This window comes from Pedobacter miscanthi (assembly GCF_032678605.1).
Classification (GTDB): domain Bacteria; phylum Bacteroidota; class Bacteroidia; order Sphingobacteriales; family Sphingobacteriaceae; genus Pedobacter; species Pedobacter miscanthi_A.
In genome coordinates this window covers 12,751-24,921 of the sequence record NZ_JAVTSU010000003.1, presented here as the reverse complement: position 1 = coordinate 24,921, position 12,171 = coordinate 12,751, and the positions used below count along the sequence as shown (strand labels likewise).

Sequence of the window (12,171 nt, the reverse complement as noted above, 5' to 3'; positions counted from 1 at the left end):
AATCGGGTTTTAGATAAAAAAAACAATAGAGATAATTACAATTAGGAACAAAAATATGATCAGGAAGGAGATTTTCCTGTCCTTTTTAAAATACCTCAAGATCTGTTCGAAAATGATGGCTAAAACCCAAAATATTACTACAGCGGCGGCAAGAATTACATAGCCCACCGGTCCCATGGTATGGTGATGTTCATTTCCCGTGCATCGCGCATGAGGATCGTAAAAAAACTCCATCAATAGGTATATTCCCAATAACGGCAATATCAATAAGGCTAAACGTGCTAATATCTGCTTTAACAGGGACTTTTTTGTACTCATTTTTTATTGCTCTGGTTTATTTTCATGGGAATATCTTTGGCACTTGTGCTTTTCATCTTATTACCGAAGATAATTCAATTCAGGTAAACAGCTAAATCCAAAATGTGTTTTTTATCTTTATGGCATGAATAAATTTCTCCTCTCTGAGCTCCACATCTATCCCATCAAATCATTGGGAGGGATCTTTTTAGAAAAGGCCGAATTAGAAGAAAAAGGCCTCCAATACGACAGGAGATGGATGCTTATAGATGAAAAAGGAACGTTTATTACGCAAAGAAAATATTCCGAACTGGCTTTACTTGCGGTAAATATCAGTGACGGCAGGTTAATTATATCGCACAAAATTCAAACCGACCAAAGTATATCTTTCGATTTGCTGGAAGATAATGGGACGCAGGTTCCCGTTGTGATCTGGAACGATAGCACTATTGGCATTGAAGTAAATGTAGCGGTAAGCAATTGGTTTTCTGATTTTTTGAATTTTAAAGTGAAACTGGTAAAAATGCCACTGGCAGAGAAAAGGTTGGTAGATTCGCGATATGCATCTAATGATGAAGTGGTGAGTTTTGCTGATGGTTACCCTTGCCTGCTCATTGGTCAGTCTTCTTTGGATGGATTGAATGAAAAGCTTCAAAATCCGATCAGAATGGACCGCTTTAGGCCTAATTTTGTGTTCACGGGTGGAACGCCTCATATTGAAGACCGCTTTGATAATTTTTACATTGGCGAAACTTTATTTTCTGCAGTAAAACCCTGTGCAAGATGTGTACTCATTACCATCGATCAGCAAACGGGTGAAAAAGGACAGGAACCGTTGAGAACATTAGCTAATTACCGAACCATAGGAAAAAAAATCCTGTTCGGTCAGAATTTGCTGCACCAGCATTCAGGAACCATTTGTATAGGCGATGAGCTTAAAATTGTTGATTGGAAGAGCGAAAAAAAAATCATTCACGATTGAGTTTTATATTTAATTATCAAAGCTTTAAAAGCATAAGATCACCTAAAAGTTACAAACTTTTTAGTGCGCCAGGCGTTTATTAGCAGCGCTCTCCATCATTACATGGGCGAAATAATTTAACGCATACTTGAATATTGCTCTATGACAAAAAGAATCATCATCGCAGTTCTCGCGATTTTTATTGTTTTATCCGGTGTAACCTTTTGGATATTCAACACTTTCGATCAAACTACAAACGAAGCCAACACCCGCACAGAAGCTGATTTTACAACAGCTAAATTCATTGTAAAAGAGCTTTGGGTAATGGAGAAAAAACAGAACGACCGTGTGCTGGTTTCCTATCTTTTTATCAAACCTCAAAAAGAAAATATTAGCTTGAGGTTACCATGGCAAGGTAATACCGATGATGAAAAAGCATTGGCCAACAAAATTAAAGAAGGCGATACGGTGGAGGTAAAAGTGTTAAAATCTCAACTCACATCTGCACGTGAAGGCGGTGTTGGAAAAACCATATCCCGTTTTATTATGGGTGATAAACGTGAGGTGACGATTTTTAAATTAACGGTTAACAATGAACTTCTTGTAGAAAAAGGCATACACGATTGGGATGATGCCAAAATTACGCTATTGGGCAGATTAACCGACAATCCATGGATATTGTTGATCCCATTTTTTATTCTGATGTATATTATTGGCGTGGTAAAAAGAAAAAAGGCCAAACAACAACGGGTATAGCGTATGGCAAAATATTATCATATCGATGATCAATCCATTACGATTAAGCCGCTTGCATTTCTGGTCCCCATAGGACTGGCAGTTGTTGCTTTGCTCCTGTTATTACCTTTAACCATGATCCTGATTATGGTAAAGGGGCATATAGGAGAGATTGAATCTAAATATTTCGCAGGTTATTTCATTATGCTGCCATTCCTTGTGGGTTGTATTCCGTTTTTTACTTATGGAAAAAGATGCGTGATTTTTAATGCTGCAACCCAAACCATTAACCTCAAAACTATTTTTGGCAAAAAGCAATTGATGAACTTTGCGCAGGTTGCTGCAATTGATCCTCAAATCCGTTTTGGACTAGTTTATTACCTCAAAAGTACAGAAGATCGTTTTGGCAAAGGGTACCGCATTTCTCCTTCTTTTACCAATGAGCAGGATAAAGACAAACAACATTACGATGGTATTGTGCTCCAGGCCATCAAAAACATGATCAGTTCAGCACCGGTACAACAGGTAAGCGTTCAAACCAATGCGATTGATCTAGGGATACTCACTTATTACCTTGCTTCTGATCATGAGTATTGGTTAAAACGTTCAGGTTTTGCAAAATTTTTACCCGCGCTGATTTTTTTTGGACTTTTAGCCTGTTATTTTTGGTATAACTTGCTTACAAAAACACAACCAACTGATAGCGACAAACAATTATCAATAATCATACTTTTACCCATTTCCATCTTTGTGCTTACCATCACTAAAAAAATTGTTTTTGATTTAAATACGCAAAAAATTAAAGTGTACCGGCTGGGCATATTGTTTAAAAGTTATGCTTTTGATAATTTCGCAGGATTCAGTATTGTGCGCAAAACATATAACGGACTTTATAATGGTACAGATGTACGTTTAAAATTCAAAAAATCTTCAGGTATTTCCGAGCTCACTTTAGCTGATTTCGGAAAGACTAATCCAATCGAAAATTTTATTGCAGAAACTGAATACGTGTTAAATAGAATGAAAAACAATGAAAGAAATATTAATTGAAGCAACAGGCCAAAATGACTATCAAAAACTGATCACCGTGTGGGAAAATTCGGTTAGGGCTACGCATCATTTTCTTTCTGAAAGCGATATCATTACCTACCGTTCATTAATTTTAAATGAATATTTTGATCAGGTAAAGTTATATTGTATTAAAATAGGATTAGAAATTATGGGCTTTATAGGCCTTCAGGGAGAAACGATTCAAATGCTTTTTATCCATCCGGATGCGAGAGGAAAAGGGTTGGGAAAAACACTGATCGATTTTGCAAAAAAAGAACATGGCGTTACCACAGTGAATGTAAATGAGCAAAATAATCAGGCGCTAGGTTTTTACGAAAAACTTGGCTTTGTAACCATCGATCGTAGCGAAATTGATGGTGCAGGCAAACCTTTCCCCATATTATCAATGGAATTAAAAGCTTAAATTTCGAATGGATTTATAATAACTGCCTTTAAACTATTTTTCAATTCAATCATGTTCGAAAATATCATCGGAAAAATATTAATGGCAGGAGCAATTGGTGCGGCCTTTGGCCTGTTCTACACCCTGTTACTCAATCAGCATGGTTTTACAAAAATTAAGTACAGGCACGCCGCACTTACAATCGGCACCATCATATTTTTGCTTGGGTTATATAGTTTCGAGGCCGCAGGCATAGGCTGTTTTATTATCGGCATCGGCATTTTTGTACTTGCTATTGCACTTATTGCAAGGGGTACGGCCGATTCGCTTAAAGCACTTTCTGCTAAATTTTCTTCAGGAAACAAACAGCAAAATGATGAAGAACAGCCGTTAAACAAACCAGGTTTTAGTAACTATACCGGGGTAATATTTCATCTTGTGGTAATCGTACTCATTTCGCTATCAATATTTACCTATTCAAACGATACAATATTGAATCAGGTAAAAATGGACCAATTGATCAGTGATGCTGTTTTTCAATTTACCAGCACCATTATGCTCATATTATTGGGGGTATTTAATCCTTTTGTACCTCCATCGGAAAAGTTATTAGCGATTGCTGATCGGATTGATGGTTCACAATACCCTAAATTACAACTCATGGTTGCCAACAGAAAATTCTGGATGGCTGTAAAAAGCCTTATTTGTATTGGGATTATTGCTTATTTCACTGCTCACGGTTATTTCGGTTTGCTGGTATGGAACAATAGTTCGCCTTACATGAATATTTACATCTTCATGATCGGTCTTTTTATTTTCATTAACCTCATACAGATGGTCCGCAGCCCCGAATATTTTTTTCAAAAAAACTTATTCAGGATTACCATGTTATTGCGTTCGGCCTTTATCAGTATCTTTTTAAGTGCAATCCTGGTTTTTTCTACCCTGTTTATCTCATCGATTTTAGGAGTCGATATTAATAAATTAAAAGTAAGCTCCGAGGCTATTATTTTTCTCGGTTTTAACATCATTATGTGTTATAACGAGTTCAGGCTGGCGAGGGCTTAATCGTATCGGATGCTACCATCTAGCACCATGTTATTTCAGTATAATGAATTGATCAGCCATGATAACATATGACGGCACAATGCTGTTATAAATATTTCACTTCAAAAGTGCTAAAGGAAGCATTTTGATTAACATTACCATTAAAATGAAGTCCAATTCTTGGGCTTCTATCCCATTGGGGTAAAAAATCAGTCGTAACTTTTTCTGTTAAGGGAACATTTTGCCATTCCTGTTTACCTTGTTTAAAAAAGACCATTACACTTAAATCTTCAGCAATTTTCATTTTAAGCATTATTGGATTTTTTACAGAAACCTTTACTTTAGAAAGTACTGTTCTGACTTTATTTTCTACCTTCCAGAATTCTACTTTATCGTCAATTACCCCTACGCCTAAAGCGGCGTTGGCATCACCATAATATACCAGTCCCTTTAGGGCATCGTTAGTATTGTTCACTGTTGTGGTTGCTTCAAAAGTTCCGGATACCGGCCTCATGGTTAATGCTATGCCGCTTAGGTTATCTTTATTGACGATTCCTGATAAATGCAACCGGCCTTTTTGCTGCGAAATTTTCGGTGTTGAATTTCTAAAATCCCATTGCCATTTTTTGTCAATTTGGGGGTTATTAAACAGCATTTTAAAATCGTAACTAACTCCTGGACCAGATTTTTCCTTTAAAACAGGCCATCCATCATTAGCCGACCAGCTCAATACTGCAAGCATGCCCTGCCTGCCAGAGAAAACATTTGTCTTCTTATTATAGGCATGGTAGAGGTAATTGTATTTCCCATCTGGTGCTTTTACAAAAGTGCCATGTCCTGAACATTTCCAGTATTCATTTTCCGCTAAAAGCGGGTTGTTTTTATATTTTTGATACGGTCCGGCAAACGACTTTGATCTGGCTACCCTTACATTGTAATCGCATTTCGCACCGCAGCAGTTCCCGGCAGAATAAAATAAATAATAATATCCATCCCTTTTTAAAATGCTTTGCCCTTCCAATCCTATCCGTTCATCGTCTTTAAGTAAAGAAAAAGCTTCTCCTTCTATTTTGAGGCCGTTTTTAGAAAGCTGATAAGCTAAAATTTCAATCGGCCGCTTATCGAGGCCATAAGCTTTAAAAGTAATGTAACGTGTATTGCCATCCAGATATACAAAGGCATCGATTGATTCTTTTCCGTAATCGATAATTACCCCCTGATCAACAAAACCACGATCCGGATATTTGGAAGTGGCTACGCCAATGCATGAAACATTGTCTTTTTTCCGCCTTGCCGTATAATAAATGAAATAGGTTCTATCGTGGTAATCGTATTCGGGTGCCCAAAATGAACCTGAAGTCCATTCGGGAGCATGATCAAAAATATAACCAGATTGTTTCCAGTTCAGCAAATCCGTTGAATTATAAACGGGAAAATGAGGTGCCCACTCCGAAGAAGTACCGATGGCATAATACTGGTTATTGGCACGGATAATAGAAGGATCTGCAAAATCTCCGGCAATTACAGGTGTTATAATGGTTTGAGCGGATAAAAAATTGCCAAGAAAGAGCAGTTTTGCAATTACCGCTAACCTTACATAATACAAAAATTTTGTTTTTTTAAAGGTCGAAAGTATATCGAAATATATTTTATTTATAAACATCATAACATTTTAAGCTACCCGGTTTTTCGCTCCGGGAGGTTCATATTTAATTAATCGTTTTGGCTTCAGCTACAATTATGCTTTTGAAGTAAGGATATAGGTAAGTAATGCTGGTGCACCTGCAAACGATTCCTGGTATCGATCAGTAGAAAGTATAAAACCCGCCTTTTCCAGTAATTTAACAGAAGGCGGATTACCGCTTACCGTAAAAGCCACAACAGTTTCTACGCCCATCACCTCAAATGCATAACCCAAGGCGCGGGTTACGGCTTCTATCATAATCCCTTTATGCTGAAACTGCGGAAGCAGCTCATAGCCAATTTCTACAGTACCCGAAGGTATATCAAAATCCCACATGCACACTGCACCGATCATGTTGGGAGCCCCCTTATAAGAAACTGCCCAAAATATAGATTCATCCTTACTGACGAAATTGTCTATTTTGTTGATATAGGCAATCGCTTCATCGATATGCACAAAGGGCGCCTTACCTGTTAATACGGCCACATTGGCATCAGAGCGCAACTGATAAATTTCAAGGGCATCTGTCAATGTAAGCCTGCGAAGGATCAATCTATCAGTTTCCAGTACAGGGAAAGTAGAAAAGTCGGGTTGTTTCATCTGATTAGCTTAAACCTAAAGTTATCCAATAATAGTTGAACAAAAAAGCCGGATCAAAAGCGATCCGGCGTTTATAAGGTATTGGATGATATTATTTATTTACAGGCACGTTAATCTGATACAATTTATCGTGCAGGGCTTTCATTTGTTCTTCTGAAAATTTGATATCTTTTCTGTCGTAAGTCATCAATCCATTGGTTTCTACTTCCACATCGGTAGTTTGGGTGTACACGCCTGCCGAAAGTCCAAGCGGAATCAATTGCGCTAAGCGTTTGGTAAACTCCGCATATTTGTTAAACAAATCTGTTTTATTTTTAAAGCTCTGGTAGCCCCAGTTATTTTTCTGTTGCCACACATGGCCGTCAATGGGAAGACCTAAACCACCAAATTCGCCCAATACCAATGCATAATCTTTTCCAAAATAATCAGGGCTTGGCATTGCCGGGTGTGGGTAATTGTGCAAATCAATAATATCGCCAACCGGATGGAAGTTACCGCCACTGGCTGTATTTACTAACCTCGAAGGATCTTTTTCCTTGGTCCATTTAGCAATTTCTACGGTTTTAAACTGGCCCCAGGCTTCGTTAAATGGCGTCCACACCACGATAGATGGTACATTGTAAAGGGCGTCTATAATGGCATTCCATTCTTTTTTGTAATAACCTTCTGATTCGGCAGTTCTGTTTTGATCCGATCCGTGATCTAAAATGCCCGGACGGTTTTCCCAGCCGTTACCCAAATCGCCACTTGGCATATCCTGCCAAACCAGCATTCCGGCCTTATCGCAATAGTAATACCAGCGGGCTGGTTCTACTTTAATGTGCTTTCTGATCATGTTGAAGCCCATTTCTTTGGTTTTATCTACATCGAATTTCAAAGCAGCATCAGTTGGTGCGGTGTATAAACCATCCGGCCACCATCCCTGATCGAGCGGTCCATACTGGAAAACAAATTCGTTGTTTAACAACATCCGCTGGATACCGTTCTGATCTTTTCCAATTGAAGTTTTACGCATGGCAAAATAACTGTTTACTTCATCTACTTTTTTGTTTTTAGCAAGCAGTTCTACCTTTAAATCATATAAAAATGGGGTTTTCGGGCTCCAAAGTTTTGGATTTGCAATTTTTAAAGTAATTGCGCTATTGCCATCGCCGGTTTGCTCAGCTATTTTTGTAACGCCGTCCCATGCCGAAATTTTTACCTGATCGCCTGAAGCAGCACCTGTTAAAAATGGCGTAACAGCTAAAGATTGCTGATCGATATCAGGCGTTACCTTAATGTGATCGATGTGCGCTTTATTTACCGCTTCTATCCACACGGTTTGCCAGATACCCGTTACCGGGGTATACCAGATTCCTTCAGGTCTTTTTACCTGTTTCCCTCTTGGTTGAGGCCCTTCATCTGTCGGATCCCAAACCTCTACAGTTAAAGTCTGGTTGCCGCTTTTATTTAAAAATGGAGTGATGTTAAAGCTAAAAGGATCAAAACCACCTTCGTGTTTACCCACTTCTTTACCGTTAATCGTTATGGTTGATCTCCAGTCTACTGCGCCGAAATGAAGCAAGATTTCTTTGCCCTTCATATTGGAAGGCACAGTAAACACGGTTTTATACCACAGTAAACTGTCTTTACCTACGGTTTTGCCCACGCCCGAAAGCGATGATTCTACGGCAAAAGGAACAAGTATTTTACCCTGGTTAATGGCCGGACGCTGTGATTTTGCGGAAATGGCATAATCCCAAAGGCCGTTTAGGTTTTTCCAGTTTCCGGTACGCTCAAATTGTGGGCGGGGATACTCTGGCAATACATTTTTAGGATTCACATCAAGTGCCCATGGTGAAGAGATTTTCCCTTTTACCATCGACCATGATTTATCTTGCTGCTGTGCTGACAGGGAAAGCGAGAGCCCCAGCAGTGATAAAATAATAGATACTTTTTTATTCATTGGTTTAATATTTGTGTGTTAGGTTGAGTTTGATCATGTTATTAAATCAGCAAAAACAAAAATTATTTGTCCTTCGACAGGCTCATGATGACAAATCTTTATTTGTTGTTGAGTTTTTTGATCAGGTTAACTTCATCCTGGCGGTATGGTGTACCATCGGGCTGAAAAATTTCGTGAAACCACTCAATTGGTTCGGAACCATCGGCAAGCGGCGTATCCCAGGCATATTTGGTATTGGTTTTACCAGCGGCAAACCCCCAGTTAATGGCGCCAACATTTTCATTTTTAAGCATAGGCAGGATATTAGCGAAACGGCTGTTACGCGATCGGGCCATGTATTCGGTACAAATTAATGGTCTACCACTGGCTTTTAACAGGTCGATGGTGCGCTGGTGCCAATCCGGCGCTTCGTAATTATGATAGGTAACAATATCCGAATTGGCCAGTTGTATGGCATTCAGTTTTTCGAAACCCCAACTCCATAAACCGATTGAGATCGGCTGATCAGGGTTTACCGAACGTGCCCAGCTGATGGTTTTAGTTAATAAGGGAATACTTGCTTCTAGTTTCCCACTGTTTCCGGGTTCGTTGTACAAATCCCAAAGTAAAATCCTTTTATCGTGTGCAAAATGGGTAAGCACATCTTTTACATATTTTTCGAGCTCAGGGAAATTGGCTTCCTCTTTAAAGGCAGGGTCGCCCGGATCTTGTAACCAGCCCGAATTGTGAATGCCCGTTTTAGGCTCAGGCTGTTTGCCAATGGCCGAAGTTTTGTTCCAGCAATCGTCGAAAAACACAAACATAGGTTGTATGCCATGCTTTTGGGTAATGGTTAAAAACTGATCCATTCGTTTTTTAAAACCTTCAGGATCCTGGCTCCAGGCTTTGCTATATAAAAATACCCGCAAGGTATTGAACCCGATGCCTTCGGCCCAGCCCAGTTCTTTGTCGATTAAATCTGGCGAAAAGGTATCGGCCTGCCACATTTCCAATTGGTTAATGGCGTTTGCAGGGATATAATTCGCCCCTGTTAGCCATTTGTGTTCGCTATACCAGGCATTGGCTTTTTCTACCGGCCAAACATTTGCAGGTTCGGGATTTTTCTTTGTTTTTTGCGCAAAGCCTGTGCTGAGGCTAAAGCTCATTGCGGCAAGGAGCAAGTAGTTTTTTAGGTTCATATTGGTTATCTGTCTGATTTTATTTTTTATTCTTATCTGATGGCAATGCTAAAATTTTGCCTGGTTTAACAGGTATACCGAAATTTGGCGTACCATCGGTATTCCAGCTGAATGGCTGTGCCCTTGGCGAGCGGAAACCGCCACAGCCCTGCCCTGCTTTATCGTTGGCATGATAAAGGATCCAATCCTCTTTTCCATCTGGTGATTTAAAAAATGAATTATGGCCAGGGGCGTAAACGCCATCTTTTGGCGATTGCTGAAAAACAGGCTGATCTGCTTTTGTCCACGATTTTGGATCGAGCAGGTTACTATTTGCCGAAGCGGAAAGCATACCCAACGCATAAAAATCTGTCCAGCAACCACTGGCAGAATAAATAATAAAAATTTTATTTCCGTGAACCAAAAACTGTGGCCCTTCGTTTACATCAACATGTGCTCCACCACCCAGGTCGCCGATTTTTTCCCAGTCGAATTTTGGAGTGGAAATTTTTACACGATTGCCATCTATTGTCCAGGGGGTTTTAAGTTTAGCAATAAAAATTTCCTGTTTGCCGTTTTCGTCACCTTCCCATCCTGACCAGATCATATATAACCGGCCTTTAAAATCGATCACATCGCCATCAATGGCCCATTTATCGGTTGGGTCGGCAATTTTACCTTTAAATACCCATTCTCCTTTCATCGGATCTGCTGATGCATTTTCCAATACATACATGCGGTGGTTATCGTTTTTACCATCATCGGCGGCAAAATAAGCATACCATTTCCCCCTTAAAAACATTACTTCTGGTGCCCAGATTTCTTTACTGTACATCGTTCCGGCAGGTGCTTTCCAGATGGTTTTCCGTTCTGCATTTTTCAGATCGGCCAAACTTTTGCTTTTCCACAGGTCTACACGGTTCCCTGTAGTGTGGGTGTAATAATAGTAACCATCTTTATAATAACTGTAGGGATCAGCGCCAGAGGGTAATAATGGATTGGTAAATGTTTGTGCATTTAATCCACCCATTGCCAACAGGCACAATAATGTAAAGCACAGTTTTATTTTCAATCTATTCACCTTTAAAGCTTTATAAGTCATTATTTTTTTTGAATTCGTGCATTTCTTAATCTTTAAAAAAAGCGATTTATTTTTTTAACGCAGCCTCATTTTGTTTCAATATTTCTACAAAAGCAATCAATTTAAGGCCTGCGTTAAAAACCGGAAACTTTTAGCATCAACCTGCATCCGGTAAGTGCCGTTTTTATCTTTTACAAAACCTGCTTTGATAATGGCGGTGGCCCTTGGCGATACTTTATCATTGCTGTGATGGGTATGAAGTACATATTGTAACCCGCCACTTTTATCGGTAAAAAAATCGCCATGACCAGTTCCATTAAATTTTAACAGTTTATTACTGATAATGGGATTGCCTGCATATTTTTTCCATGGTCCAACTGGCGACTTTGAAGTGGCATAACCCACGGCATAATCAGGATTTCTGAAATCGTTTGCGGAATAGAAAAGGTAATAAAGTTTATCTTTTTTCAAAACAGTAGGTCCTTCGGTTACCGGCCAATCGGTTTTGGCCGTATTTTCCCAAAATTCGGTACCGGATAAACATTCTTTTGCGGTTTGCGGAATTACATCTGAAAAATCAGCCTTTAGTTCGGATACGTAAATCCGGTTGCCCCTATCGAGTTTAACATGGTAGAGGTAGTTTTTCCCGTCACTATCGGTAAATACAAAAGGATCAATCTGTTTTCCGGTTCCGGAAATGGCTTTTAATGTTTCCTGTTTAAAAGGCCCCAGCGGACTTTGGCCCCTCGCAATGGCAATCTGCTCATCGGCTGTGTAGGCCATGTAATAAGTATCCCCCCTTTTAAATACCTGTGGTGCCCAAAAACCTTTGCTCCCGAAAGCATCACCTTTTTTTAAGGCAAAGCCGTCATCTTCTGATTTTTTATTCCAGTTTTTAAGGTCTTTTGAAGTGTACACTAAAAAACCTTTGTCGCTGCTGGTACCATATAAATAATAGGTGCCTTTATCTACAAATATGCTTGGATCGGCCAAATAAATGGTATCGTTTAGCTGCTTTGCAAATATTTTTTCACTAATAAAAGCTAGTGAAAAGCATAAAAAAAGGACAAAAATAGATTTCATTACTAATGACTAACTAAGGGTAAGGTATTGATTATTAATAGGATTCAGATTGATCGTCATTCCCAACTTGATTGGAAATCTTAAAACATAATGAATAGTTACATCATGCATTAAGATTCCCGCCTGCC

12 protein-coding genes are annotated in these 12,171 nt (G+C 39.2%); 5 read left to right on the top strand and 7 right to left on the bottom strand.

The genetic code is table 11. The features are described 5' to 3' along the window. Positions 1-9 precede the first annotated feature (9 nt). Positions 10-318, bottom strand: coding sequence for a hypothetical protein (locus R2R28_RS05235; protein WP_316824652.1), 309 nt, complete (start codon positions 316-318; stop codon positions 10-12). Positions 319-442: 124 nt separating this feature from the next. Here R2R28_RS05235 and R2R28_RS05230 point away from each other — a divergent pair, with 124 nt between their 5' ends. From R2R28_RS05230 to R2R28_RS05210, 5 genes are all read left to right on the top strand, one after another. Further along, the gene (locus tag R2R28_RS05230; protein ID WP_316824651.1) at positions 443-1,279 is read left to right on the top strand and encodes an MOSC domain-containing protein; all 837 of its coding nucleotides are present in this window, start codon (positions 443-445) and stop codon (positions 1,277-1,279) included. A gap of 141 nt (positions 1,280-1,420) precedes the next feature. Continuing rightward, positions 1,421-2,014: a hypothetical protein gene (locus R2R28_RS05225; RefSeq protein ID WP_316824650.1), complete on the top strand. Its 594-nt coding sequence runs from the start codon at positions 1,421-1,423 to the stop codon at positions 2,012-2,014. 3 nt (positions 2,015-2,017) lie between these two features. Next, positions 2,018-3,043 carry a hypothetical protein gene (locus tag R2R28_RS05220; RefSeq protein ID WP_316824649.1) on the top strand — a complete coding sequence of 342 codons (1,026 nt, stop codon included), beginning with the start codon at positions 2,018-2,020 and terminating at the stop codon, positions 3,041-3,043. After that, positions 3,024-3,467, top strand: coding sequence for a GNAT family N-acetyltransferase (locus tag R2R28_RS05215; RefSeq protein WP_316824648.1), 444 nt, complete (start codon positions 3,024-3,026; stop codon positions 3,465-3,467). Before R2R28_RS05220 ends, R2R28_RS05215 begins: the two co-directional genes overlap by 20 nt. A 51-nt stretch (positions 3,468-3,518) precedes the next feature. After that, the gene (locus R2R28_RS05210) at positions 3,519-4,514 is read left to right on the top strand and encodes a hypothetical protein (protein ID WP_316824647.1); all 996 of its coding nucleotides are present in this window, start codon (positions 3,519-3,521) and stop codon (positions 4,512-4,514) included. 85 nt (positions 4,515-4,599) lie between these two features. Here the strand turns inward: R2R28_RS05210 and R2R28_RS05205 are convergent, their stop codons facing one another. The 6 genes from R2R28_RS05205 to R2R28_RS05180 all read right to left on the bottom strand — a co-directional run bounded on the left by R2R28_RS05205 (position 4,600) and on the right by R2R28_RS05180 (position 12,043). After that, positions 4,600-6,159 (bottom strand): glycoside hydrolase family 43 protein, encoded by a 1,560-nt coding sequence (locus R2R28_RS05205; RefSeq protein ID WP_316824646.1) that lies wholly within the window; start codon positions 6,157-6,159, stop codon positions 4,600-4,602. A 72-nt stretch (positions 6,160-6,231) separates the two neighbouring features. After that, positions 6,232-6,777, bottom strand: coding sequence for a GNAT family N-acetyltransferase (locus tag R2R28_RS05200; protein WP_316824645.1), 546 nt, complete (start codon positions 6,775-6,777; stop codon positions 6,232-6,234). Positions 6,778-6,868: 91 nt separating this feature from the next. Then, a complete protein-coding gene (locus R2R28_RS05195; protein WP_316824644.1) occupies positions 6,869-8,722 on the bottom strand; it encodes a glycoside hydrolase family 2 protein in 1,854 nt (617 codons plus the stop codon). 98 nt (positions 8,723-8,820) lie between these two features. Next, positions 8,821-9,900 carry a cellulase family glycosylhydrolase gene (locus R2R28_RS05190; RefSeq protein WP_316824643.1) on the bottom strand — a complete coding sequence of 360 codons (1,080 nt, stop codon included), beginning with the start codon at positions 9,898-9,900 and terminating at the stop codon, positions 8,821-8,823. A gap of 19 nt (positions 9,901-9,919) precedes the next feature. Next, entirely contained in the window at positions 9,920-10,981 is a 1,062-nt protein-coding gene (locus R2R28_RS05185) for a glycoside hydrolase family 43 protein (RefSeq protein ID WP_316824642.1), read from the bottom strand. Between the two features lie 96 nt (positions 10,982-11,077). Further along, entirely contained in the window at positions 11,078-12,043 is a 966-nt protein-coding gene (locus R2R28_RS05180) for a glycoside hydrolase family 43 protein (RefSeq protein WP_316824641.1), read from the bottom strand. Between the last annotated feature and the right edge of the window lie 128 nt (positions 12,044-12,171).